Source organism: Limimaricola cinnabarinus LL-001, from assembly GCF_000466965.1.
Classification (GTDB): Bacteria; Pseudomonadota; Alphaproteobacteria; order Rhodobacterales; family Rhodobacteraceae; genus Limimaricola; species Limimaricola cinnabarinus.
Genome location: NZ_BATB01000014.1, coordinates 18,906 through 43,300, shown reverse-complemented (window position 1 = coordinate 43,300; position 24,395 = coordinate 18,906). Strand labels below are relative to the sequence as shown.

The window sequence follows — 24,395 nt, the reverse complement described above, 5'->3', positions numbered from 1 at the left end:
CCCCCCATGGCTTGCGGTCAACCGCCTCCGCCTCCGCCGCCGAGCATCCCGAACCCGACCGCGACCGCCACCACGCTCAGCACGAAGCCCAAACCCATCAGCAGTCCGTCGCGCAGCGTCATCCCCAGCCCGAAAGCCGCGATCGCCGCCATCGGCGCGGTGGACGCGAATGGCACGAGTTCGAGCGGCGGCACGGTCAGGCACAACACCAACACCGCGACGCCCGCGATCCGCGATGCCTTGGGTCCGGTCAGCGCCTCGAGTCGCCCGTGAAACCAACGATCGAGCCAACGGCCGATGCCGCGCAGCTTGTCCGAAGCCTTGACGAGCTTGTCGCCCGAGACCGAGCGGTGTTCGAGAAACCCCGGCAGCCACATCTCATCGCGCTGCATCACGATCTGCACCGCGAAGATCGCAATGATCAGCGCCAGAAGCGTCGGCACACCGGGCACACCGCCGATGGGCGAAATCTCGATCAGGGCGGGGACAAAGAGAAACGGACCGAAGCCGCGATCCCCCAGGGCAGCGGTCACATCGCCGACCGTGGCACGGTCGTCGTCGCGGCCTTCCTGCTTCAATTGGTCGAGGATGTCCTCGACCGCATGTTGGTTCTGCCCCATCGCCGCGTCTCCAGACCTGACCTTCCAGGGCAGCAACCCCGTCGGCGCGACGTCGTTCCAAGCGAAAGCGTTCAATCGCGCGTGGTTATCGACCGGGAGTCGTCGGAGCCGGGCAGATCGGAGCTGCGGCGCGGGCTCCTTGTCGCCGGGAGCGGGTCCGCCAGAAGCCGTTCGCGCAGGGCGCGGGCGTGGCGGCGGGCCTCGGGACGGCTGCGCGCGGCGGCGTCGAGGATCTCGAGCGCTTCGGCGGGGGCCGTGCCGGGCCGGATGCCCGGCGGCAGCATGGCGAGGATCTCGCGCAGCCGGGCCGCGAGCGGCGGGCCGTCGCCCGCTTCGGGCGCGATCACCAACGCCGCCAGACCCGCACGGCGCGCCGCGCGCATCATGAGGGCCACGCTTCGGGCCGGGGCGTCCCGCCGAAGCGGCAGCAGCGCCGTCACCGGCCCTTCGAGCACCATCGAGACGGCCCCGGCCATGGCCAGAGCCGCGCGCAGGTCCGGCCCGGCCTCGAAGGCTTCGGCCTGCGTCGCGTCGATTCCCGCCGCACCCTTCAGCGTTCCATGGCCGAAGACATGGCGGTTCGCCGCGTCGATCCGCTCGGGCGCAAAGCCTAGGCGTTCCAGCAGCTCCATGCCGTGACCGGCGACATCCTCGGGCGCGAGGCCGAACCGGTCGGTGCAGAACGCACGACCCAGACGCCAAGGCGTGATCACCGCCCGAAGGTCGCGCGCTCGGACAGCGCCGCCTCGATCCGGGCGATCTGCGCGGCGTCGAGACCGCAGGCCCGCAGGCTCGCATGATCGATCCCCGGCGCCGCCGCGAGGCTGCCATGGCCCGCGACATGGCGCAGCAGCGCCGCGATCCGGTCGGGGCCGTGGCCCTGCGCCGCGAGGCCCGCCGCCAGCTCCGGTGCGGTGGCGCGGCGATGGCCGCCGCCGGGGGTCTCGGTTTCGACCGTCAGCGCGCGGGCGGGGGCGAGCGGGTCCGGCCCGCTGCCCAAAATCGCCGCCGCATCGCCCAAGGGCGCGACCACGAGGCGCGGCGCCCGCGGCGCGTCTGGCGACTTCACAAGCCCCTCTCGCAGGGCGATGGTCCGCGACAGCACGGGCTTCGCGGCGGCAACGGAGGCCGCCATGTCTTGCAGCCGCGCGAGACCACGGGCTCCCGCCGACGCGTCAAAGCCGAGCCCCAGCTCCGCCGCCGCCCTCAGGCGCGCGGCCTCGGCGAGCGCCGCCATCGCCGCGCCCATGGCCCGACCTTCGTGCGTGGCGGGCCCGAGGCCGAGGCGCAACAGCGCGCCGCCCAGACCGACGAGGCCCAGATCGCCCTGCCCCGCATCGACCGCGAGGGCCAGCGTCCAGACCCGCACCGCACCGACCAGCGCGTCGACGTCGACGGCCCCGTCGATCACGAAACGGCCAAGATCGAGCACCACGCGCGGCGCGACCGTGGCCTTGCCGAACCGCAGCTCCAGCGGAGCGCCGTCGCACGCGGCCTGCGCCAGCCGCATGGCGTGCTGCGGCAGCGCCGCGCCCATGTCGATCGCGAGTGGCAGCGACGGTGCCGGAGACGGTGTCCGAGGCGCCCGCGCCGACAACATCCAGGGTGCTGCCACCGCGATCCGCCGGGCGATCATGTGGCGCATCTCGTCGGCCCAGGCGGTCGCATCGGCCGGGTCGTCAATCTGGCCCTGCGCCTCGGCCCGCATCCGAAGCCGCAGCACCAGCCGGTCCGCCACCTGCCGCAGATCGATGGCAGCGTCTGAGACCTGCGCGGCGAGGCCGTGGGCGGCGCGGTTGGGCCAATCGCCCGGCACGTCACTGCAGCGGCCATCCGACAGCGTCACCTGCCGCATCGACAGGCCGGCCAGCGGGTCCCGCCCCGCAATGCTATAGCGCCGTTCGATCTGCATGACGTGTTCCCGTGTCGGACCTCTGATCGGGAGCCTTTGGGCCGCCCGGTGCCGCATGACCCTGTGCAGCATGGCGGGCACGGTCAACGCGCCAGGAGGGGCCGTCCGACGAATCTCAGGGCCATTCTTGCGGGGGCGGTTTTTGCCCACCGCAGCTCGCGTTTCTCCCACAGAGTTTTCCACAGGGTTGTGCGGCCTGCGGCGAGTACTCGAAGGCTCATGCCACACTGGCGGCGCGCCACCTCGGCCTTCGCGTCGTCGCGCGCTTGACCACGGGGCATCGCGGTTATCCACAGGAGGTGTGAATCGGGGACTGGAATTGTCCACTTCGGGCCGTGGCGGCACTGCAACAGGGGCTATCGGGAACCTGTCTTGCACCGTGGTGGAACCCTAGGAGAGGATTCGTCGAGAACGGCCCCGTCGGGCGACATCGCGCAATTCCTGCGACCGGTCGACCTCGGGGGGATTCGACGTGGGTACAGCGACGCGATCGCGCCTCGCACCGCGGCAAAGGCGCGGCGGGATCAATCGTGACTGGGAGAAATCTGGTCGGGGCGGCAGGATTCGAACCTGCGACCCTCTGTTCCCAAAACAGATGCGCTACCAGGCTGCGCTACGCCCCGAACCGCCGCCCTTCTAGGACGCTCCGCGCCGGGGTGCAAGCGTCCGCGTGACGATCGCGGATCAGTCGCAGGGCGCGGCTGCCGGAACCTCTTCCGAACCGATCGCGGGATGGCGCAGCGTGTCGCCCTCGGTGATGCCGAGGCGGGCCGCCATGCCGCCATTGATCTCCAGCACGTACTGGATATCCGTGCCGCCGGGGATCGGCGTCTCATCGAGCGGCTTGGCGCGGGGATGAATGCTGCGGATCACGCCGTCGGCCCCGGCGAAGATGATATCGAGCGGAATGAGCGTGTTGCGCATCCAGAACGAGACGGCTTGCGGCGCGTCATAGACGAAGAGCATCCCCGCCATGCGCGGCATCTCGGCGCGGTTCATCAGCCCCTGCGCGCGCTCGGCGGCGTCATCCGCGATTTCCACCGCGAAACCCGCCTGCCCCCAGTCGCCGCGCACGGTGACACGGTCGGGCGCGCATCCGCCGGCAAGACCCGCGACCGGCAGGCCGAGCAGCAGCGCCGTCAGCAGCAGCGCCTTCATTCGGGCGACCCGGACGAGGTGTCGGTGTCCGAGGCAGCGTCGGTATCCGTATCGGTGTCGCTCTGCGTGCCCGCATCGACGGACGCGCTCCGCTCCGTGCCGCTCCGGACCCCGCGTACCGCCGCGTCCCAGGGCAGGATTTCGGTGGCCATGCGTCCCCGGCGCCCTTGGATCACCCGTAACGCCACGGCCTCGCCCGGCTCCAGGTCCGAAAGACCCGAGCTGCGCAGCACCTCGACATGCAGGAATATGTCGTCCGACATGCCGAACTGGTTGGCGAAGCCGAAACCCTTGGCCTTGTCGAACCACTTGATCCGCGCAGGTTCGAGCGGGCGGCTGGAGAGATACTCGGCATCGAACTCGGCAAAATCGGCAAGAGGCACCGCCGAGGCGGTCGGCGGCGGGTCGAGCGACAGGATCTCCACGGCCTGCGTGCCGCGCTCCGTGCGCTGGGCCTGAATGCGGATGCGGGCGCCATCGGCGACGGAATTCTGGCCATAGTTCCGCAGCACGTTGGCGTGCAGAAGAATGTCGGCGCCGCCTGCGTCGGGCACGATGAAGCCGAACCCCTTGGCCGGATCGAACCACTTCACGTGACCATCGAGTTCGAAGCGGTCTTCAGCCTGCTTGTCCAGCATTTCGTTCATTTCCGCCTCCAGCGGCCGTCGGCCCAGCCGATCATCTTTTGATGACTGTGCAGCACAGTCGGGAATTCACTACAAGCACCGAATTTCATTTCGCATGAAATTAGGGTCCCAAGCGTAGCACATTGAACGATCCGGCTGGGCCGGATCGCGTCCATTTGTAGCGGTCGTGAAGCCTGTGGGCACCATCGGCCCAGAATTCCATTTCGAGGGGCCTGATGCGAAAGCCGCCCCAGTGGGGCGGGCGCGCGGGATCGGGGCCCAGTTCGGCCCCGAGGCGCGCGACGTCGGCCTCAAGCTGGGCGCGCGAGGCGATCGGACGGCTCTGCGGAGAGACCCAGGCCCCGATCCGGCTTTCGAGCGCGCGCGAGCGGTAATAGGCGTCGGCCTTCGGCCCGTCCTCGCGCTCCACCAACCCGCGCACCCGGATCTGGCGTCGCAGGGATTTCCAATGCAGCACGAGCGCCGCCTTGCCAGCAGAAGCTATCTGCCGGGCCTTGGCACTTTCGTAATTGGTGAAAAAGAGGAAACCGTCGTCCTCGATATCCTTGATCAGCACGACCCGCACATCGGGAAGCCCGTCAGCATCCACCGTGGCCAGCGCCGCCGCATTCGGATCCGACGGCTCATACTCTCCGGCTTCTTCGAGCCAGCGCCTTGCAATTCCGAATGGATCGTCGCCCGCAAAGATACCTTGGCGGTCGTCCATCATACCATCTCACTCACTCGTACGCCTTCATTCTAACCCGTGATCGATCTAATGCGCCATATGATCATAGGGACCAGTAGTGACGCGGCGTAGGCTGTGGCCTTGATGCCTCTCGACCTATCGCCTACACCGGATCGAAACGGCGCCGGATCGGCAAGAGGAATATTCATGACATCGCAGTTGATGGCGGGAAAACGCGGACTCATCATGGGGCTCGCCAACGACAAGTCGATCGCCTGGGGCATCGCCAAGGCCTGCGCGGGCGCGGGCGCCGAGCTGGCCTTTTCCTATCAGGGCGAGGCGCTCAAGAAGCGGGTCGATCCGCTGGCGGCCGAGGTCGGCTCTGACATCGTGCTGCCCTGCGACGTGGGCGACGAGGACAGCATCGACGCGCTGTTCACCGCGCTGCAGGAAAAGTGGGGCAAGCTCGACTTCATCGTCCATGCCATCGGCTTTTCCGACAAGTCCGAGCTGCGCGGCCGTTATGTCGACACCTCGAAGCAGAACTTCCTGATGTCGATGGACATCTCGGTGTGGTCCTTCACCTCGGTGGTCAAGCGCGCGGCACCGATGATGACCGAGGGCGGCTCCTGCCTGACGCTCACCTATTACGGCGCCGAGAAGGTGATGCCGCATTACAACGTCATGGGCGTGGCCAAGGCGGCGCTCGAGGCCTCGGTGCAGTATCTCGCCGAGGATCTGGGCCGCGACGGGGTCCGCGTCAACGCGATCTCGGCCGGCACGATCAAGACGCTCGCGGCCTCCGGCATCGGCGATTTCCGCTACATCATGAAGTGGAACGAGTACAATTCGCCGCTGCGCCGCACGGTCACGCAGGAGGAGGTCGGGAAATCCGCGCTCTACCTCTTGTCGGATCTGGGCAGCGCCGTTACCGGCGAGGTGCACCATGTCGATGCCGGTTACCACGTGATCGGCATGAAGAACCCCGACGCGCCCGACATCACGAGAGGCTGAACCGATGACCGACCGACTGCCGCATGAAAAAGGTTTCCACGTCTCCTGGGACCAGCTGCACCGCGATTCACGGGCGCTGGCCTGGCGGCTCGACGGGCGGGGCCCCGGGGACGAGGGCGCATGGAAGGCAGTGGTCGGGATCACTCGTGGCGGCATGGCCCCTGCGATGATCGTCGCGCGCGAGCTCGGCATCCGCACCGTCGACACGATCTCGGTCAAATCCTACGAGCATCAGGACCAGTCCGGTGCCAAGGTGCTCAAATCCCCCGACGCCGAGATCATGGGTGACGGCACCGGCATCCTCGTGGTGGATGATCTGGTCGATACCGGCCGCACGCTGGAGCTGGTGCGCAAGCTCTATCCACAAGCGCATTTCGCCACCGTCTACGCCAAGCCGATGGGCAACAGCCAGGTCGACACCTATGTCACCGAGGTGAGCCAGGACACCTGGATCTTCTTCCCGTGGGACATGGCGCTGCAATATGTCGAGCCCTATCGCGGCAAGGACTGAGCCGCGCCGCTGCATCTCCAAAAGGCCCCGCCCGACCGGCGGGGCCTTTCGCGTTTTGCTTGGCCGCGATTGCGCCCGCCCGGTCCCGCGTCTAGCGTCCGCCCGGACAGACAAGGGAGGCCCCATGAGCGACACGCGCACCGCATCGACCTTTTCGCCGCCGGTGATGGAGGCCCGTCGCTGGATCGAGGGGGTGACGTTCCCGGCCGAGCGCCCGCTCATCAATGTCAGCCAGGCCGCGCCGGTTGATCCGCCGCCCGAGCCGCTGCGCCGGGCCATGGCCGACATCGTGATGGAGGATGCGAGCGCGCATCTTTATGGCCCGGTGCTGGGCCTGCCGGAACTGCGCGCCGAGATCGCGGCGACATGGCGGCGCGAGTATCGCGGCGAGGTCGCGCCCGAACAGGTGGCGATCACCTCTGGCTGCAACCAGGCCTATTGCGCCGCCATCGCCGCCCTTTGCGGCGAAGGCTCGGAGGTGATCCTGCCCAGCCCGTGGTACTTCAACCACCGCATGTGGAACGACATGGCGGGCGTGCGCACCGTGCCGCTGGAGACCGGCCCCGACCTTCTGCCCAACCCCGAGCGCGCCGCCGCGCTGATCACCCCCGCGACGCGGGCCATCGTGCTGGTCAGCCCCAACAACCCTGGCGGCGTCGAATACCCCGCCGCCCTCCTCGCCGCGTACCGCGACCTGTGCCGCGCCCACGGCCTCGCGCTGATCCTCGACGAGACCTACCGCGATTTCGACAGCCGCGAAGGCCCGGCACATGATCTCTTCGCCGATCCCGACTGGGCCGAGGTGCTGGTGCAGCTCTATTCCTTCTCCAAGGCCTACCGTCTCACCGGCCACCGCATCGGCGCGGTCACCGCGAGCACCGCGCGGATCGCGCAGATGGAGCGGTTTCTCGACACGGTGACGATCTGTCCCACCAGCCTCGGTCAGAAGGCGGCGCTTTGGGGGATGCGGAATCTGGGCGACTGGCTCGCGGGCGAACGGGCCGAGATCATCGCCCGGCGCGCCGCCATGGAGACGAGCTTTTCGCGGCTCGCCGATAGGGGCTGGCGGCTGATGGGCTGCGGCGCCTATTTCGGCTGGATCGAGCACCCCTTCGATGAGGCCTCCGACGCGCTGGCGCGGCGGCTTGTGCGCGACGCGGGCGTGCTGCTGCTGCCCGGTACGATGTTCACGCCCCATGGCGCGCAGGCGGGCCGCCGGCAGCTGCGCATCGCCTTCGCCAATGTCGATGCCGCGGGCATCTCGGATCTCGAAGCGCGGCTTGGCGCCCTGCCCGGCTGAGCCATCGGCTTGCGCGGCCCTGCCCGCTTGCCTATTCAGCCTAAGACGCCGAATGGGCGCGCGACAGGGAGACCGCAATGGCATCGAGCAAGGGCAACCGCGTATTCGTCTGGATCATCCTGATCCTGCTCTTCGTGGGATTGATCGGGTTCGGCGCGACGGGGCTCTCGGGCAACGCGACCCGGCTCGGCACCGTGGGCGACAAGGAGCTCGAGGTGCAGAGCTATGCCAACGCGCTGCAGTCGCGCATCCGCGCGCTCGAGAGCCAGACCGGCTCGGCGGTGAGCATGGCGCAGGCCCAGCAGCTCGGCCTCGATCGCGTGGTTCTGGGCCAGCTCGTCACCGAACGGGTGATGGACGAGGCCGCCGACGGGCTCGGCCTGTCGGTCGGCGACGCGGCGGTGCGCGATCAGGTGCTCGCCATCCCCGCGTTTCAGGGGCTGAGCGGCAATTTCGACCGCGACACCTACCGCGAGGCGCTGAGCCCCAACGGGCTGACGGTCGCCGAATTCGAGGAAAGCCTGCGCGAAGGCGCGGCGCGTGGCCTCCTGCAATCTGCGGTGGTCGCCGGCGTCACGGCCTCGGACACCCATGTCGAGACGCTGATCGACTTTCTGATGGCGCGGCGCGACATCACATGGGCGCCCGTCTCCCTGAACGACACCGCCGCAGCCCCCGAGGAGGACGGACGCCCCCGCGTGCTCCTACCCGAGATCGCGCTCGACGCCGAGATCCCCGCGCCCACCGAGGCCGAGATCGAGGCCCGCTATGCCGCCGCGCCCGAGGCCTATACCGCGCCCGAGATCCGCGAGATCAGCTATGTCTGGCTGCGCCCCGAGGACGTGGCCGACGACATCGAAGTTGGCGAGGAGGAGGTGCGCGCGCTCTATGATCAGCGCATCGCCGAATACGTGCAGGAGGAGCGCCGTCTGGTCGAGCGCCTGATTTACCCCGACGCCGAGGCCGCGACCGAGGCGCTGGCCCGGCTCGAGGCCGATGAAACGAGCTTCGAGGATCTGGTGACGGCGCGCGGTCTGACGCTGCAGGCGGTGGATCTGGGCGACGTGGCGCGCGGCGACCTGCGCGCTGCCGCCGATGCGGTGTTCGCCGCTCAGGCCGGCGACGTGGTCGGTCCGCTCGAAACCGATCTCGGCCCGGCGCTGTTTCGCGTCAACGCCGTGCTCGCCGCCGAAGAGGTGACCTTCGAGGAGGCCGCCCCCGACCTGCGTGACGAATTGGCCCGCGCCCGCGCCCGGCGCGAGATCGACCGCCGCTCCGACGAGATCACCGATCTCATGGCTGGCGGCGCCGCGCTCGAGGATCTCGCTGAGCGCAGCGGCATGCTGCTCGACCAGATCGAGTGGACCACCGAGACCACCGGCGGCATCACCGATTACGCGCCCTTCCGCGAGGCGGCGGCGGCGGCGCAGGAAGGCGCCTTCCCCGAGCTGATGGCCTTCGAGGATGGCGGCGTCTTCGCCCTGCGCCTCGACGCGGTGACCGCGCCCGCGCTGCGTCCGCTCGACGAGGTGCGCGACGAGGTGATCGCCGATGTCGAGGCCGAGACGCGGGCGCGGCTGCGCGCCGAGCGCGCCGAGGCGCTGGCCGCCCGCATCGCGGCGGGCGAAAGCTTCGAGGCCGCGGGGCTGGCGCCGCAGACCGCCGCCAACCTCACCCGCCGCTCCTTCGTCGAGGGCACCTTGCCCGCCTTCATCCGCGACGTCTTTGCCCTAGAAGAGGGCGAGACGCGCGCCATCACCGGCGAGGGTTTCGCCGCCGTGGTGCGGCTCGATGCGACCCATCCGCCCGCCGAGGACGACGAGGGCGTCGTGGCCGAGCGTCAGGCGATCGAGGAGCGCCTCGGCACCGGCCTCGCGCAGGACATCTACGCCGCCTTCGCCACCGCCGTGCAGTCCCAGACCGAGATTCGCATCGACGATGCCGCCGTTCAGGCGGTCCACAGCTCCTTCAGGTAACGCCAATGCTCAGCCCCGATTTCGAGACGTTCCGCCAAGCTTCGAGACAGGCGCGAACCAGGTCGTCTGGACCCGGCTCGCCGCCGATCTCGACACGCCGGTCTCGCTGATGCTCAAGCTCGCCAACGCCGGAAAGCACGCCTTCATCCTCGAAAGCGTGACGGGCGGCGAAGCGCGGGGCCGCTATTCGATCATCGGCATGAACCCCGACCTGATCTGGGACTGCCGCGGCGCCCGAAGCCGCGTCAACCGCGCCGCACGCTATGACGAGGACGCGTTTGAGGCGCTCGACGGCCACCCGCTCGACACGCTGCGCGCGCTTCTGGCCGAAAGCCGGATCGACCTGCCCGAGGACCTGCCCGCCGCCTCGGCCGGGCTGTTCGGCTATCTGGGCTACGACATGATCCGGCTGGTCGAAAGGCTGCCCCATGTGAACCCCGACCCGCTCGGCTTGCCCGACGCGGTGATGATGCGCCCCACCGTGGTGGCGGTGCTCGACGGGGTGAAGGGCGAGGTGATCCTCGTGGCGCCGGTCTGGCAAGGTCAGGGCCAGTCGGCCCGCGCCGCCTTCGCCCAGGCCGCCGAGCGCGTCACCGAGGCGATGCGCGCGCTCGACCGGCCGGTGCCGCAGGAGGCGCGCGCCTTGCAAGCCCCCGCGCCGCTGTCCGAGCCGGTGTCGAACTTCACCCATGAGGGCTATCTCGCCGCCGTGGAGAAGGCCAAGGAATACATCCGCGCGGGCGACATTTTCCAGGTGGTCCCGGCGCAGCGCTGGACGCAGGATTTCCCCGAGCCGCCCTTTGCGCTCTACCGGAGCCTGCGCCGCACCAACCCCTCGCCATTCATGTTCTACTTCAATTTCGGCGGCTATCAGGTGGTGGGGGCCAGCCCCGAGATCCTCGTGCGGGTCATGGGCGGCGAGGTGACGATCCGCCCCATCGCGGGCACGCGGCCGCGCGGCGCCACCCCGGAGGAGGACCGCGCCCACGAGGTAAGCCTTCTGGCCGACGCCAAGGAGCTTTCAGAGCATCTGATGCTGCTCGATCTGGGGCGCAACGACGTGGGCCGCGTGGCCAAACCGGGCACCGTGCGCCCGACCGAACGCTTCATCATCGAGCGCTATTCCCACGTGATGCACATCGTGTCGAATGTGGTGGGCGAGCTGCGCGAGGATCAGGACGCGCTCTCGGCGTTGCTGGCGGGGCTTCCGGCGGGGACCGTGTCGGGCGCGCCCAAGGTGCGGGCGATGGAGATCATCGACGAGCTGGAGCCCGAAAAGCGCGGCGTCTATGGCGGCGGCCTGGGCTATTTCAGCGCCAATGGCGACATGGACATGTGCATCGCCCTGCGCACCGCGGTGGTGCAGGAGGGCAAGCTCTACATCCAGGCGGGCGGCGGCGTGGTCCATGACAGCGACCCCGAGGCCGAGTACCAGGAGACGGTGCACAAGTCGAACGCGCTGAGACGCGCGGCGGCGGACGCCACGATGTTCCGCCCCGAGGGCAATGGCTGAGACGGCGAAGGGCGGGGGATATCCCCGCCCTTCGCTATTCCTCTGCGGGCCGCGCTCAGCGGCGGCGCAGCAACGCGTCGAGACTCCACGGTCCCGGGCCCGCGACGAAGATGTAGAGGAACACGAAGCAATACAGGATCGCCGCGTCACCGCCATTCAGGGTCGGAGACAGGTTGCCCGGCGCGTGGAACATCCAGTACGCTATCGCCATCATGCCCGAGAGCACGAAGGCCACGGGGCGGGTGAACAGACCCAGCAGCAGCAGCACCCCGCCCACCAGTTCGAGCAGGCCGCCCACGCCCATCAGCGAGGCCAGCGGCGGCTGCTGTTCGGTCGGCGGAAAGGCGAGGATCTTCTGGCTGCCATGCAGCGTGAAGATGAGCGCGCTGACGATGCGCAGCACGCTGAGCATTTCGGGGGCGCGGGCGGAGAGGCCGGAAGCCGGGGCCTGTGTGGTCATGAACTGAGTTCCAATCGAAGAAGGGCGGGACAGCCAAAGCCATGTCCCACCCCTCTCACCGGGCCAAATCACCGCATCCGTGCGCCAGCGCGCACAAGCATTACTTGGCTGGACCGGTGCCCTGCATCTGCAACAGCGCGCTGAGCGGCGCAGGCGCGACGCCGTCGCGATCGGCGCGGTTGCCCCACAAGGTGAGCGCGGTGATCGTTTCGGGGTTGAGCTCGCCCAACAGCGCCACCGATCCCTGCTGGCGGGCCCGGAACGCCGCCTGATCGAGAAAGCGCCGGATCACCCGGTCGTCCTGCCCCACCTCGCCGAGATCGCGGTAGATCTCGATCGCGGGCACGCCGGCCCCGCGCGCCTGCCGCAGCGGCGTCGCCAGACCGGCCGAGAGCGCCGCGAGGCCGCGCCCGTCCCGCGCCAGCCACTCCAGCGCCTGCGTCGTCACAGCCTTGTCGGCGGTCAGTCCGGCGCCGCCCGCATCGAGCAGCGCAACCGTTTCCGGCAGGGTGGCAAAGGCCGAACGGTAGGCCACCTCGACATCCGAAGGCGTGGCCCCGGCGGGCAGCCGCGTCATCGCGGCGATCTCGTAGCCCGCGGCGCGCCAGCGATCCGCACGCGCTCCGGCCTGCGCCATTTCAGGATCGAGCGCGATGGTGACGGGAAAGGGGATGCTCGACGCCGCGGTGACCGGATCGTCGAGCCTGCCGTCATCGACCAGAACCACCGAGACGCGCGGCGCCCCGGCCTCGGCCAGATCGGGGGCCGCGAAGCGCAGCAGCGCCGGGGCGTCGTCGGCCAGTTCGGGCGCGGGGGCCTGCGGCTCCGCGCCGTCTGCACCCTCCGCGCCCGGCCGGCGGATCGTGACTGTGGCGTCGTCCTGAAACCCGGCGGCGCGGCCGGGCAACTCGGATGCCGAAGGTTCGGGCAGAACGGTGATCGTGCCCGCCGCCGAGCCGGGCAGCCGTTCAGGGCGCGATGGCGGCGACGGCACGCGCAGCGGCGCGCCCTCCTCCGTGACGGACGGCTCTGACGCCTCCGCCCCGGCTTCGGCCACGCGATCCGTCTCCGTCTCAGGCGTTTCGCCCAACCGGTCGCCCGGTGCCGCTTCGTCCCCGAGAACCACCACGCCCTCCGTCCCGGCATCGCCCGGCGTCTCGTCGATGACCTCGCGCGGGGTGTCGGAGGGGGCGGGGGGCGGTTCGGTCGCGACGGTGATGTCGGCCTCGTTGGCGGGGATCTCGATCACCCGCGACTGCGGCCCCGGCAGCACCGGTTCTTCCGAGCCAGCATCGAGACGCGGCAGCGCGGGAGGCACGGGACCAGCGGCGGGGGTCTCGATCGCGTCATCCGCGCGAGGCCGCAGCATCGGCACGGTATCGGCGTCGGGCGTGTCGCCGCGCCCCGACGGCACATCGGCGCGCGGCGTGCGCGGCAGGGCGTCGGCGCCCGGGTCCGGTCGCGGCGCGCTCGGGGCCTCGCTGATCGGCGTCTGCGCGGCCGGGGCCGAAGGAGCCTCGCTGCTGACCGGCGGGGCGATGTCGCCCACGGGCCCGGTCGAGGATTCGGTCGAGGTTTCGGCGGGCCCGTCCCCGAGCCGCGGCAGCGGATCGGCCTCGCCCGCCTCCGGCAGGGCGGCGGGCGCGGTGCCGGGGGACGGCAGGTCCGTATCGGTATCCGCCTCGGTCTCGGTGCCCGCAGGCGGTGCGCCCCCCCCGCCCTCACTCGTGATCGCCTGCGTCCCCGGGATCTGCCCAAGCGGCTCGGGCAACGCCGCGCGCTCGCGCGGTGGCTCGCCGATCAAGGAGGCGATGGCCAAGCCCCCGCCGAGACGATCAGACCCCAGAGTCCGCCGATGATGAACCCAGATCCCACGTTTCCTGCCCCGCTGCGCCGTTTGCCGGCATTCGCCTCAGACCCGGACCTTGACGTTTCCCGCCCTGCGGTCCCATTTATGGCCCGACCTTACCAAGGGACCACCGTCGAACGGTAGCCCCGAATTTGCACCGAACCGCCCCGGCCGGAGGGACCATGCTTCTGTTGATCGACAACTACGACAGCTTCACCTGGAACCTGGTCCACTACTTCGGCGAGCTCGGGGCCGAGGTCGTGGTCAAGCGCAACGACGAGATCGACGTCGAGACGGCGATGGCCATGGCACCCGAGAGCATCGTGCTCTCGCCCGGTCCCTGCGACCCAGATCAGGCGGGCATCTGCCTCGCCCTCACCCGTGCCGCCGCCGAAACCGCGACACCCCTCCTGGGCGTCTGCCTCGGCCACCAGACCATCGGGCAGGCCTTTGGCGGCAAGGTCGTGCGCTGCCACGAGATCGTGCACGGCAAGACCGCCGAGATGCTGCACGAGGGCGCAGGCGTCTTCGCGGGGCTGCCCTCGCCGTTCAAGGCGACGCGCTACCATTCGCTGGTGGTCGAGCGCGACAGCCTGCCCGACAGCCTCGAAGTGACCGCCGCGCTGGCCGATGGCACGATCATGGGGCTGCGGCACCGCGACCTGCCCATCGAAGGGGTGCAGTTTCACCCCGAGAGCATCGCCTCCGAGCATGGTCACCAGATGCTCAAGAATTTCCTCGACCGGTTGCCCGGCCATGCGCCCGGCACCCCGGTGGCGGCATGAGCGATCGGCTCAAGCCGCTGATCGCCGCCGCGTTGACCGGGCCGCTGACACGCGATCAGGCCGAGGCGGCCTTCGGCATCCTGTTCGACGGAGACGCCACGCCCGCGCAGATGGCCGCGTTCCTCGTGACGCTGCGGATGCGCGGCGAGACGGTCTCGGAGATCGCCGCCGCCGCGAGCGTGATGCGCGCGCGCTGCCTCAAGGTGCGGGCCCCCGAGGGCGCGATCGACATCGTGGGCACGGGCGGCGACGGCAAGAACACGCTCAACATCTCGACCGCGACGGCCTTTGTCGTGGCGGGCACGGGCGTGCCGGTGGCCAAGCACGGCAACCGCAACCTTTCCTCGAAATCCGGCACGGCGGATGCGCTGGGCCAGATGGGCGTCGAGGTGATGGTCGGGGTCGAGGTCGTCGAGCGCGCGCTGCGCGAGGCGGGGATCGGCTTCATGATGGCGCCGATGCACCACCCGGCGATGAAGCATGTGGGCCCGATCCGCGCCGAGATCGGCATTCGCACGCTGTTCAACATCCTCGGCCCGCTCACCAACCCGGCGGGCGTCAAGCGGCAGCTCACCGGCGCCTACGACGCGTCGCTCATCGTGCCGATGGCCGAGACACTGGGCCAACTCGGCTCGCAGCGGGCTTGGCTGGTTCATGGCGGCGACGGCACGGACGAGCTGTCGATCTGCGGACCGTCGCAGGTGGCCGCGCTCGATAATGGCCGGGTCGAAAGCTTCGAGATCAGCCCCTCCGACGCGGGCCTGTCCGAACACCCCTTCGAGGCGATCCTGGGCGGCACCCCGCAGGAGAACGGTCGCGCGCTGGCAGCGCTGCTCGACGGCGCGCCGGGGGCCTACCGCGACGCGGTGCTGCTCAATGCCGCCGCAGGTCTTCTGGTGGCGGGCCGGGTCGAGGATCTGCGCACCGGGGCCGAAATGGCCGCATCGAGCATCGATTCGGGCGCCGCGCGCCGTGCCATCGACCGTCTGGCAGCGATCACCTCGGGGCGCGCGTGAGCGCACTGCCCGAGGCTTGGGCCGACCTGCCGTTTTTCAGTGCCGAATGGCCCGCCCTGCGCGACCGTCTCGACGCCCTTCCCGCCGTCATGCCCGCGGCGGAGCGGCGGTTTCGGGCGCTCGAGCTGACGCCGCCGGAGGCGGTGCGCGTGGTGATTCTCGGTCAAGACCCCTATCCGACGCCCGGTCACGCCACCGGCCTCGCCTTTTCCGTGCCCTCCGAGCTGACCAAGCTGCCGCCGTCGCTGCGTAACATCTTCAAGGAGATGCGCGAGGATATCGGCTGCGCGCCCGAGACGGGCGATCTCGCCCATTGGGCGCGACAGGGGGTGCTTTTGTTGAACACCGCGCTGTCGGTCGAGCCGGGGGCGGCGGGCGGTCATGCCCGTTGGGGCTGGGACGCGCTGGTGCGTCAGGTGCTCGAGCGGGTCGCGGCGCGACCTTGCGCCTTTCTCCTTTGGGGCAACCACGCGCAGAAGGTCGCGGCCCCCTTCATCGCCCCCTCTCATGGCCCCGATCATCTCGTGATCGAAACGGCGCATCCCTCGCCGCTTTCGGCACGGCGCGGGTTTTTCGGCTCCCGCCCCTTCGGGCGCATCGACACATGGCTCGACCGACGCGGCGCGCCCGCGATCGACTGGTGCGGCCCCCTCTCCTGAACGCTTTCCAAGCCCCCATTCCCCCGGTAGAACCTTCACATGGATATTCTCGACAAGATCAAGGCCTACAAGCTCGAAGAGGTCGCGGCCCGCAAGGCGGAGCTGCCCCTCTCGGACATCGAGGCCCGCGCCGCGCAGGCCCCCGCCCCCCGCGGCTTTGCCGCCCGTCTCACCGAAGCGGCGCGCGAGGGCTATGGCCTTATCGCCGAGGTCAAGAAGGCGAGCCCCTCGAAGGGCCTGATCCGCGCCGATTTCGATCCCCCCGCCCTCGCACGCGCCTATGAGGACGGCGGCGCAGCCTGCCTGTCGGTGCTCACCGACGCACCGTCGTTCCAAGGCGCGGACGAATACCTCGTGCAGGCGCGCGAGGCGACGTCGCTGCCGGTGCTGCGCAAGGATTTCCTCTATGATCCCTGGCAGGTGGCCGAGAGCCGGTCGCTCGGGGCCGACTGCATCCTGATCATCATGGCCAGCGTGTCGGACGCGCAGGCGCGCGAGCTCGAGGATGCGGCGGCCGCTGGGGCATGGACGCGCTGATCGAGGTGCATGACCGCGCCGAGCTCGAGCGCGCGGCAGAGTTGAACTCCAAGATGATCGGCATCAACAACCGCGATCTGCGGACCTTCGAGACCTCTCTCGACGTGACCCGCAAGCTTGCCAAACATGTGCCTGTCGATCGGATGATCGTCGCCGAGAGTGGTCTGTCGACGCCTGCCGATCTTGCCGAGGTCGCCCGCTACGGCGTGCGCAGCTTCCTCATCGGCGAAAGCCTGATGCGGCAGGAGGACGTGACCGCGGCCACGCGCACGATCCTCGCCAACCCGCTGACGGCTCCGGGCGGCGCGTGATGCCGCTCACCCATTTCGACGAGGGCGGCCGCGCCCACATGGTCGATGTCACCGACAAGCAGGTGACCGACCGGCTCGCCGTGGCGACGGGCGCCGTGCGCATGCAGGTCGGAACGCTGGCGCTGGTGCGCGAGGGGCGCGCGGGCAAGGGCGACGTGCTCGGCACCGCGCGGCTCGCCGGGATCATGGCGGCCAAGAGGACCGCCGATCTGATCCCGCTGTGCCACCCGCTGCCGCTGTCGAAGGTGACGATCGAGCTTGAGCCGGACGAGGCCCTGCCCGGCGTGCGGATCACCGCGACCGTGCGCACCACCGGCCGCACCGGCGTCGAGATGGAGGCGCTGACCGCCGTGTCGGTCGCAGCGCTGACGATCTACGACATGCTCAAGGCCGCCGAAAAGGGCATGGAGATCGAGGGCATCCGCCTCGCGCTCAAGGAAGGCGGCAAGTCGGGGCGCTGGGAGGCGTGATCTCCGTCGCGCAGGCCCTCGATCGGCTCTTTGCCCTCGTCACTCCCCTTCCCGTCGAAGAGGTCGGCCTCACCGCCGGGCTGAACCGCGTGCTGCGCGCGCCCGTCGCGGCGCGGCGCGACCAGCCGCCCTTCTCGGCCTCGGCCATGGATGGCTATGCGATCCGCGACGCGGATTGCCGCGAAGCCGCGCGTCTTGCGGTGATCGGCGAGGCCGCCGCCGGTCACGCCTTTGCGGGCCGCGTCGGTCCGGGCGAGGCGCTGCGCATCTTCACCGGCGCGCCGGTGCCCGAGGGCGCGGACCGCGTGGTGATCCAGGAGGACACGACGCGCGAGGGCGAGACGGTCATCCTCGGCGCGGGCATTTCCGACAACCGCAACATCCGCCCTCTCGGGGCCGATTTCCGGACCGGCGACGCGCTGGCCGCGCCGCGTCTGCTGCGCCCCGCCGATCTCGCGCTTGCGGCGGCGATGAACGCCGACCGCCTCACCGTGTCGCGCCGCCCCGAGGTCGCGATCATCGCCACGGGCGACGAACTGGTCGCGCCGGGCGGCGATCCGCGTTCCGACCAGATCATCGCCTCGAACGCCTACGGGCTGCACGGCATCGTGGCGCAGGCGGGCGGTGTGCCACGGCTGCTGCCGATCGCGGGCGACAGCATGGGTGCGCTGGCTCAGGCCTTCGATCTGGCACGCGGCGCCGACATCGTACTGACCATCGGCGGCGCCTCGGTGGGCGATCATGACCTCGTGGGGGCCGCCGCCGAACAGGCCGGAATGGAGCGCGCCTTCTGGAAGGTCGCGCTGCGTCCGGGCAAGCCGCTGATGGCGGGACGCTTCGGCGAGGCGCTGCTTCTGGGCCTGCCGGGCAACCCGGTCTCGTCTATGGTCTGCGCGCAGGTGTTTCTGGTGCCGCTGATCCGGGCGCTGTCGGGCCTTCCCCCCGCCCCGGCCCCGCGCCGCCTCGCGCGGCTCGCCGCGCCGCTGACAGCCAACGGCCCGCGCGAGCACTACCTGCGCGCCATGAGCGGCCCCGAAGGCGTCATCGCCTTTTCCAAGCAGGACAGTTCGCTCCTGTCGGTGCTGGCCGAGGCCGATTGCCTGATCGTGCAGCCCCCGGGCGACCCTGCGCGCGATGCGGGAGAGATGGTCGAAGTGATCACGCTTTGAGCGTCTTGACACAAAACGGGAACGTGCGTAGAACGGAGCCCCAACCGTCTGCGCTTGAAAAGGGGCAATCATGCTGACCCGCAAACAGTCCGACCTGCTGGAATTCATCCATCGTCGGATCAAGGCCGACGGCGTTCCGCCCTCCTTCGACGAGATGAAGGATGCGCTCGACCTGCGCTCGAAATCCGGCATCCACCGGTTGATCACCGCCCTTGAGGAGCGGGGCTTCATCCGCCGCCTCGCACACCGCGCCCGTGCGCTTGAGATCCTCAAGCTGCCGGAGGCGATGGAGACGCGCCTTGCCAGCGAAAACACCGCCCCCACCGCGCCCGTCGTCGATCCCAAACCCTCCGCCATGCCCGCCGAGATCGCGGCCATGGCGATGAACCTGCCGGTGATGGGCCGCATCGCCGCGGGTGTCCCGATCTCCGCGATCAGCGAGATCAGCCACGAGATCACGGTCCCCGGCTCGATGCTCGGGCAAGGCAGCCATTACGCGCTCGAGGTGCGGGGCGATTCGATGATTCAGGCCGGGATCAACGACGGCGACGTCGTGGTGATCCGCGAGACCGGCACCGCCGACAACGGCGACATCGTGGTGGCGTTGATCGAGGATCAGGAAGCGACGCTCAAGCGGTTCCGCCGCAATGGCAAGCGCATCGCGCTCGAAGCGGCGAACCCGGCCTATGAGACGCGGATCTACAGCGACGATCAGGTCCGGGTGCAGGGCCGTCTCGTCGGACTGATCCGCAGCTACTGATCCTTCCCCGACCGGGGCCGCCTAGTGGCCTCTGGTCCAGAGGCGGCGGCCCGCGCGATCGGCCACCGTCTCGATCCGCAGGCCTTCGGGCGCGCGCCATAACGCCAGTGCGCCGGTGTCGCGCAGGCGGCGCGCGTCGAACCGCAGGCAGGGACGCGGGGCTGGATCGGGCTGGTTGGCGATCAGGATGTCGGCGCCGTCGCAACCGTCGAGGGCCGCGAGCGCGGTCTTGCCCGTGACCTGCACGATCTCGGTCGCCCCGAGCCGTAGCCGCAGCACCCTGTCCCGGCGCGGCAGCGCCACGGGATCATGCGCCTCGGCCTGCGCCCGCCCGTCGCCGTCATTCTCGAGCCAGACCATGGCGGCAAAGCCGTCGCCCGTGGGCTTGGACAGGGCCCGCCCTTGCGGCGTCATCAGCCCGACCAGCGCGCCGCTATCGCTCACCAGCAGGTCCGGCCTCTCGGCTCGGCTCCACAATCCCACGGCAAGCGCGAGCGGCAGCAAGGCGGCGACACGGCCCCGTCCCCGCCACAGGACCAGCCACAGCCCCCCCGCGGCCACCAGCGCCACCACCGCGCCCGGCGGCGCGATCACCGCCGAACTGGCCCCGTCGAGCGCCGCGATCCGCTCGCTCACCCACAAGATCCAGCGCGAGCCGTAATCGATCATCCACACGGCGGGCTGATCGAGGCCGAGCGGGCCGGTCACGGCGAGGATCACCGCGCCGGGCATCACCAGCCCGCCCATCGCGGGCGTCGCGAGCAGGTTGGCAAGCAGCCCGTAATGCGCGACCCGGTTGAAATGCGCGGCCGCAAATGGCGCTGTGGCCGAGCCCGCGACAAGGGAGGTGAGCAACAAGAGCGCCACCGGCATCCAGAACCGCGCGAAGCCGCTTGGCCGGTGCCAGCCGCGCGGCAGGCGCCCCATCACCGCGACCAGCGCCAGCACGGCGGCGAACGACATCTGGAAGCCGGGGTTGAGCAGCGTCTCGGGCCGAAGCCCCAGCACGATCATCGCCGCAATGGCGAGGCCCCGCAGGCTCAGCGCGCGTCGATCGGCCAGCACCGCGCCCAAGGAGACGGCGACCATGACGAAGGCGCGTTCGGTCGCCACGTCGCGCCCGGCGAGCGCGAGGTAGAAGGCGGCGGCGGGAAGCGCCGCGGCGGCGGCGATCTTGCGCGCGTTCAACCGTAGCGCCAGCGGCGGCACGGCGGCGATGCCCGCGCGCACCAGCCAGAACACGAAGCCCGCCAGCATCGCCATGTGCATGCCCGAGATCGAGACGAGGTGGTACAGGTTGGATTCGCGCATCGCGTCATTGGCCTCGCGCCCGAGGCCCGAGCGGTCGCCCGTCGCCACCGCCGCCGCGAAACCGCCCGCCTCGCCGCCGACCCGCGCCCGGATCGCCGCGCTGAGCCGGACCCGGACGCGGGCGAGCCACGCGCCATCGGCCCCCTCGCTCGATGCCAGAAGCAGCGGCACCCGCGTGTAGCCGACCGCCCCGAGCCGGATGAACCACGCATGGCGGCGAAAATCGAAGCCCCCCGGCTCCGCTGGACCCGGCGGCGGCGACAGGTGACCGGTTGTCATCACCCGCGCCCCGGGGGCAAGCGGCGCCACCACTTCGCCATGCAGCGACACGCGCACCCGCTCCGGCGTGCGCCTTACATCGTCGAGCCGCACCCGGTCGAGCGTGATCCGCAGCACGTCGCTCTGGGCGCGGTCGATATCGACGATCCGCCCCTCGATCGGGCCGTAATAGCGAAACCCGAGCACCGGCGCGGACAGGCTGTGCGCCCGCGCGCCGGCCAGCAGCACGCCGAGGCAGACGAGAAGCCCGCCCGCTGCCAGCGCGCAGATGGCATGGCGCCGCAAGCCCACCCGCAGCGCGAGGCAAAGCGACGCCGCCCCCGTTGCGATCCCATAGGCCGGTGCTCCCGGCTCCGTGCCTTGGGCGAACCACCAGGCGATCCCGACGCCGAGACAGACCGGCGCCCAGCATGCCAGCTGCCCGCGCTGCCGCGCCAGCGCGGCCTCCAGAAAGGCCAGAGGCGTCGGGGCCGCCCCCTTGCGCCACGCTTGTTTCCGCGCCCCGACCTGAGTATCCCCCATGCAAGCAAGGCTGCGCGCAGCATGGTTAGCGAAAGGTTAAATCTCCCCCAAATGTCCCAGACCCCGGTCGTCACCCGCTTCGCCCCCTCGCCCACCGGCGCGCTGCATATCGGCGGCGCGCGCACCGCGCTGTTCAATTGGCTCTATGCCCGTGGCCGCGACGGCAAGTTCCTGTTGCGGATCGAGGACACCGACCGCGCCCGCTCCACCTCCGAGAACACCCGAGCGATCCTCGACGGGCTGACATGGCTTGGTCTCGACTGGGACGGCGAGCCGATCAGCCAGGCCGAGGGCGCCGAGCGTCACGCAGAGGTGGCGCGCCGGATGCTGGCCGATGGCACGGCCTACAAGTGCTTTGCCACCCAGGAGGAGATCGAGGCCTTTCGCGAGGAGGCGCGCGCGGCGGGCGGCTCGACGCTCTATCGCTCGCCCTGGCGCGACGTGGCTGAGGCCGATCACCCCGACGCGCCCTTCGTGATCCGCATCAAGGCCCCGCGCGAGGCGCGAGCACGATCCATGACGAGGTGCAGGGCGAGATCACCATCGGCAACGACCAACTCGACGACATGGTGCTTTTGCGCTCGGACGGCTCGCCGGTCTACATGCTCGCCGTGGTGGTCGACGATCATGACATGGGCGTGACCCATGTGATCCGGGGCGACGACCACATGACCAACGCCTTCCGGCAGGCGATGATCTATCGCGCCATGGGCTGGGATCTGCCGGTCTTCGCGCATGTGCCGCTGATCTTCGGACCCGACGGCAAGAAGCTGTCGAAGCGCCACGGCGCGACGGGTGCTGCCGAATACCAGCAGATGGGCTACCCGGCGGCGGGGATGCGCAACTACCTCACGCGGCTCGGCTGGAGCCATGGCGACGCCGAGTTTTTTTCGGATGCCGAGGCGCGCGAATGGTTCGACCTGAAGGGGATCGGCAAGTCGCCCGCCCGCTTCGACACCAAGAAGCTCGAGAACCTGTGCCGCCAGCACATCGCCGCCTCGGACGATGCCGCGCTGCTGCATGAACTCGAGGCTTTTCTCGACGCGACCGGACAGCTGCCCCTGACAGACGCGCAGCGCGACGGGCTACGCGCGGCGATGCCGCATCTCAAGGACCGGGCCAAGATCTTCCCCGAACTCCTTGAAAAGGCGCATTTCGTCTTGACCGAAAGGCCGATCGCGCCGGATGAAAAATCGGCCAAGAGCCTCGATGATGTATCCCGTGGTATACTGGCAGAATTGACGCCGCAGCTGCAAACTGCTAGCTGGGAGCGTGACGCGCTGGAGGGGGTCGTGACCGCTCTTGCCGAGACTCATGGGCTCGGTCTGGGGAAAATAGCGGGGCCTTTGCGCGCCGCGTTGGCGGGGCGCATGGTCAGCCCCAGCGTATTCGACATGATGTTGGTGCTCGGCCGCGACGAAAGCGTGGCGCGGATCGGGGACGCGGCAGCCTGACACTGGCCCGCCTGTTTCCCGCCGCTATGTTGCACCGCGGCATCGAGAGATCAGAGCGCCACGCCGCGACCTGTGCGGCGGCGGGAAAACGAAGGGGACCTGAATGGCCGAAACGACCAAGACCGCGAAGCTGACGATCGACGGCAATAGCTACGATCTGGCGATGTACGCCCCCACCGACGGGCCCGAGGTCATCGACATCCGCAAGCTCTATGCGCAGGCGGGCGTCTTCACCTATGATCCGGGCTTTACCTCGACCGCGGCCTGCGACAGCACCATCACCTATATCGATGGCGAAGCGGGCGTGCTGCTGCATCGGGGCTACCCGATCGACCAGCTCGCCAAGCAGTCGCATTACCTCGAGGTGTGCTACCTGCTGCTCTACGGCGAGCTGCCCTCGGCGGCGCAGCTCGAGGAGTTCGAGACGCTGGTGACGCGTCACACGATGATCCACGAGCAGATGCACAACTTCTTCCGTGGCTTCCGCCGCGACGCGCATCCGATGGCCACCATGGTCGGCGTGGTCGGCGCGATGTCCGCCTTCTACCACGACAGCACCGACATCAATGACGAGCATCAGCGCGAGGTCGCCTCGATCCGCCTGATCGCCAAGATGCCAACCATCGCGGCGATGGCCTACAAATATTCGATCGGCCAGCCCTTCGTGTATCCGCGCAACGATCTCGACTATGCGTCGAACTTCCTGCGCATGTGCTTCTCGGTCCCGGCCGAGGAATACGAGGTGAACCCGATCCTTGCCCGCGCGATGGACCGGATCTTCACCCTGCACGCCGATCACGAGCAGAACGCCTCGACCTCGACCGTGCGTCTGGCCTCCTCCTCGGGCGCCAACCCGTTTGCCTGCATCGCCGCCGGCATCGCCTGCCTCTGGGGCCCCGCCCATGGCGGCGCCAATCAGGCCTGCCTCGAGATGCTGCGCGAGATCGGCACGCCGGACCGGATCCCCGAATTCATCGAGCGCGCCAAGGACAAGAACGATCCGTTCCGCCTGATGGGCTTCGGCCACAGGGTCTACAAGAACTTCGACCCGCGCGCGAAGGTGATGAAGGAAAGCGCCGACGAGGTGCTCGAGCTTTTGGGCATCGAGAACAACCCGACGCTGCAGGTCGCCAAGGAGCTTGAGCGCGTGGCGCTGGAGGATCCCTACTTCGCCGAAAAGAAGCTCTACCCGAACGTCGACTTCTATTCCGGCATCATCCTTGATGCGATGGGCTTCCCCACCTCGATGTTCACGCCGATCTTCGCGCTCGCGCGGACCGTCGGCTGGGTCTCGCAGTGGAAGGAGCAGCTCGCCGATCCGCAGCTCAAGATCGGCCGCCCGCGCCAGCTTTATCTTGGTGCCGCCGCGCGCAACTACGTGGATATCGAAACGCGCTGATCCGGCCACGGCCGACAGGACAAGGAACGGGCCCGGCGGCAACGCCGGGCCCGTTCGCGTCTAGGGCCTCTCTTGCCGGATCGCGCGGGATTCGCA

Annotated in this window: 19 protein-coding genes, 1 tRNA gene and 4 pseudogenes; 14 read left to right on the top strand and 10 right to left on the bottom strand. The window is 69.5% G+C overall.

From position 1 onward, the window contains the following. Positions 1-17 precede the first annotated feature (17 nt). The 7 genes and pseudogenes from MBELCI_RS07260 to pdxH form a co-directional block, all read right to left on the bottom strand. On the bottom strand, positions 18-620 hold the full coding sequence (locus MBELCI_RS07260) for an exopolysaccharide biosynthesis protein (protein WP_021693528.1): 603 nt from the start codon (positions 618-620) through the stop codon (positions 18-20). Positions 621-691: 71 nt separating this feature from the next. Further along, complete coding sequence (locus MBELCI_RS07255; RefSeq protein WP_021693527.1) at positions 692-1,333, bottom strand: hypothetical protein; 642 nt, start codon at positions 1,331-1,333, stop codon at positions 692-694. Continuing rightward, positions 1,330-2,532 carry a hypothetical protein gene (locus MBELCI_RS07250; protein WP_021693526.1) on the bottom strand — a complete coding sequence of 401 codons (1,203 nt, stop codon included), beginning with the start codon at positions 2,530-2,532 and terminating at the stop codon, positions 1,330-1,332. Before MBELCI_RS07250 ends, MBELCI_RS07255 begins: the two co-directional genes overlap by 4 nt. A gap of 546 nt (positions 2,533-3,078) precedes the next feature. Then, a tRNA-Pro gene (locus tag MBELCI_RS07245) sits at positions 3,079-3,155 on the bottom strand. 61 nt (positions 3,156-3,216) lie between these two features. After that, complete coding sequence (locus tag MBELCI_RS07240; protein WP_021693525.1) at positions 3,217-3,690, bottom strand: DUF192 domain-containing protein; 474 nt, start codon at positions 3,688-3,690, stop codon at positions 3,217-3,219. A 116-nt stretch (positions 3,691-3,806) separates the two neighbouring features. Continuing rightward, positions 3,807-4,337, bottom strand: a pseudogene (locus MBELCI_RS07235) (cold-shock protein); the annotation flags it as partial. Positions 4,338-4,437: 100 nt separating this feature from the next. Next, a complete protein-coding gene (pdxH, locus tag MBELCI_RS07230; protein ID WP_045319823.1) occupies positions 4,438-5,043 on the bottom strand; it encodes a pyridoxamine 5'-phosphate oxidase in 606 nt (201 codons plus the stop codon). Positions 5,044-5,211: 168 nt separating this feature from the next. On the opposite strand from pdxH, the gene fabI reads away from it, so the two are divergent. The 5 genes and pseudogenes from fabI to trpE all read left to right on the top strand — a co-directional run bounded on the left by fabI (position 5,212) and on the right by trpE (position 11,318). Further along, positions 5,212-6,018 (top strand): enoyl-ACP reductase FabI, encoded by an 807-nt coding sequence (fabI, locus tag MBELCI_RS07225; protein WP_045319816.1) that lies wholly within the window; start codon positions 5,212-5,214, stop codon positions 6,016-6,018. Positions 6,019-6,022: 4 nt separating this feature from the next. Then, on the top strand, positions 6,023-6,529 hold the full coding sequence (gene gpt, locus MBELCI_RS07220) for a xanthine phosphoribosyltransferase (RefSeq protein ID WP_021693521.1): 507 nt from the start codon (positions 6,023-6,025) through the stop codon (positions 6,527-6,529). A gap of 124 nt (positions 6,530-6,653) precedes the next feature. Further along, entirely contained in the window at positions 6,654-7,829 is a 1,176-nt protein-coding gene (locus MBELCI_RS07215; protein WP_021693520.1) for an aminotransferase, read from the top strand. Positions 7,830-7,906: 77 nt separating this feature from the next. Continuing rightward, entirely contained in the window at positions 7,907-9,805 is a 1,899-nt protein-coding gene (locus tag MBELCI_RS07210) for a peptidylprolyl isomerase (protein WP_021693519.1), read from the top strand. Between the two features lie 5 nt (positions 9,806-9,810). After that, a pseudogene (gene trpE / locus MBELCI_RS07205) lies at positions 9,811-11,318 on the top strand (anthranilate synthase component I). A gap of 55 nt (positions 11,319-11,373) precedes the next feature. Here the strand turns inward: trpE and MBELCI_RS07200 are convergent. Continuing rightward, complete coding sequence (locus MBELCI_RS07200; protein WP_021693517.1) at positions 11,374-11,778, bottom strand: DoxX family protein; 405 nt, start codon at positions 11,776-11,778, stop codon at positions 11,374-11,376. A 100-nt stretch (positions 11,779-11,878) separates the two neighbouring features. Further along, positions 11,879-13,597, bottom strand: a complete 1,719-nt coding sequence (locus MBELCI_RS19215; RefSeq protein ID WP_021693516.1) for a divergent polysaccharide deacetylase family protein — start codon at positions 13,595-13,597, stop codon at positions 11,879-11,881. A gap of 212 nt (positions 13,598-13,809) precedes the next feature. On the opposite strand from MBELCI_RS19215, the gene MBELCI_RS07190 reads away from it, so the two are divergent. The 7 genes and pseudogenes from MBELCI_RS07190 to lexA all read left to right on the top strand — a co-directional run bounded on the left by MBELCI_RS07190 (position 13,810) and on the right by lexA (position 19,334). Then, positions 13,810-14,412, top strand: a complete 603-nt coding sequence (locus MBELCI_RS07190; protein ID WP_021693515.1) for an anthranilate synthase component II — start codon at positions 13,810-13,812, stop codon at positions 14,410-14,412. Beyond that, positions 14,409-15,428, top strand: coding sequence for an anthranilate phosphoribosyltransferase (trpD, locus tag MBELCI_RS07185; RefSeq protein ID WP_021693514.1), 1,020 nt, complete (start codon positions 14,409-14,411; stop codon positions 15,426-15,428). Before MBELCI_RS07190 ends, trpD begins: the two co-directional genes overlap by 4 nt. After that, positions 15,425-16,087 carry a uracil-DNA glycosylase gene (locus MBELCI_RS07180; protein ID WP_021693513.1) on the top strand — a complete coding sequence of 221 codons (663 nt, stop codon included), beginning with the start codon at positions 15,425-15,427 and terminating at the stop codon, positions 16,085-16,087. The genes trpD and MBELCI_RS07180 overlap by 4 nt, the downstream gene beginning before the upstream one ends. A 39-nt stretch (positions 16,088-16,126) precedes the next feature. Beyond that, positions 16,127-16,935 (top strand): annotated as a pseudogene (gene trpC / locus MBELCI_RS07175) (indole-3-glycerol phosphate synthase TrpC). Further along, a complete protein-coding gene (gene moaC, locus MBELCI_RS07170) occupies positions 16,932-17,405 on the top strand; it encodes a cyclic pyranopterin monophosphate synthase MoaC (protein ID WP_110546376.1) in 474 nt (157 codons plus the stop codon). The pseudogene trpC and the gene moaC overlap by 4 nt, the downstream one beginning before the upstream one ends. After that, the gene (locus tag MBELCI_RS07165; protein WP_021693510.1) at positions 17,402-18,574 is read left to right on the top strand and encodes a molybdopterin molybdotransferase MoeA; all 1,173 of its coding nucleotides are present in this window, start codon (positions 17,402-17,404) and stop codon (positions 18,572-18,574) included. Before moaC ends, MBELCI_RS07165 begins: the two co-directional genes overlap by 4 nt. Before the next feature lie 70 nt (positions 18,575-18,644). Beyond that, positions 18,645-19,334: a transcriptional repressor LexA gene (gene lexA / locus MBELCI_RS07160; RefSeq protein ID WP_021693509.1), complete on the top strand. Its 690-nt coding sequence runs from the start codon at positions 18,645-18,647 to the stop codon at positions 19,332-19,334. A gap of 21 nt (positions 19,335-19,355) precedes the next feature. Here the strand turns inward: lexA and MBELCI_RS07155 are convergent, their stop codons facing one another. Then, positions 19,356-21,446, bottom strand: a complete 2,091-nt coding sequence (locus MBELCI_RS07155; protein WP_021693508.1) for a ComEC/Rec2 family competence protein — start codon at positions 21,444-21,446, stop codon at positions 19,356-19,358. 51 nt (positions 21,447-21,497) lie between these two features. Between MBELCI_RS07155 and gltX the strand changes: the two are divergent. Together gltX and MBELCI_RS07145 are read left to right on the top strand one after the other, a co-directional pair. Further along, positions 21,498-22,900, top strand: a pseudogene (gene gltX, locus MBELCI_RS07150) (glutamate--tRNA ligase). 103 nt (positions 22,901-23,003) lie between these two features. Beyond that, complete coding sequence (locus MBELCI_RS07145) at positions 23,004-24,299, top strand: citrate synthase (RefSeq protein ID WP_021693506.1); 1,296 nt, start codon at positions 23,004-23,006, stop codon at positions 24,297-24,299. Positions 24,300-24,395 lie beyond the last annotated feature (96 nt).

Bases quoted from the DNA above. Each gene is read 5' to 3' on its own strand.
- MBELCI_RS07260 (WP_021693528.1), bottom strand. From the start codon at position 620: ATGGGGCAGAACCAACATGCGGTCGAGGACATCCTCGACCAATTGAAG.
- MBELCI_RS07250 (WP_021693526.1), bottom strand. From the start codon at position 2,532: ATGCAGATCGAACGGCGCTATAGCATTGCGGGGCGGGACCCGCTGGCC.
- MBELCI_RS07240 (WP_021693525.1), bottom strand. From the start codon at position 3,690: ATGAAGGCGCTGCTGCTGACGGCGCTGCTGCTCGGCCTGCCGGTCGCG.
- pdxH (WP_045319823.1), bottom strand. From the start codon at position 5,043: ATGGACGACCGCCAAGGTATCTTTGCGGGCGACGATCCATTCGGAATT.
- fabI (WP_045319816.1), top strand. From the start codon at position 5,212: ATGACATCGCAGTTGATGGCGGGAAAACGCGGACTCATCATGGGGCTC.
- gpt (WP_021693521.1), top strand. From the start codon at position 6,023: ATGACCGACCGACTGCCGCATGAAAAAGGTTTCCACGTCTCCTGGGAC.
- MBELCI_RS07215 (WP_021693520.1), top strand. From the start codon at position 6,654: ATGAGCGACACGCGCACCGCATCGACCTTTTCGCCGCCGGTGATGGAG.
- MBELCI_RS07210 (WP_021693519.1), top strand. From the start codon at position 7,907: ATGGCATCGAGCAAGGGCAACCGCGTATTCGTCTGGATCATCCTGATC.
- MBELCI_RS07200 (WP_021693517.1), bottom strand. From the start codon at position 11,778: ATGACCACACAGGCCCCGGCTTCCGGCCTCTCCGCCCGCGCCCCCGAA.
- MBELCI_RS07190 (WP_021693515.1), top strand. From the start codon at position 13,810: ATGCTTCTGTTGATCGACAACTACGACAGCTTCACCTGGAACCTGGTC.
- trpD (WP_021693514.1), top strand. From the start codon at position 14,409: ATGAGCGATCGGCTCAAGCCGCTGATCGCCGCCGCGTTGACCGGGCCG.
- lexA (WP_021693509.1), top strand. From the start codon at position 18,645: ATGCTGACCCGCAAACAGTCCGACCTGCTGGAATTCATCCATCGTCGG.
- MBELCI_RS07155 (WP_021693508.1), bottom strand. From the start codon at position 21,446: ATGGGGGATACTCAGGTCGGGGCGCGGAAACAAGCGTGGCGCAAGGGG.
- MBELCI_RS07145 (WP_021693506.1), top strand. From the start codon at position 23,004: ATGGCCGAAACGACCAAGACCGCGAAGCTGACGATCGACGGCAATAGC.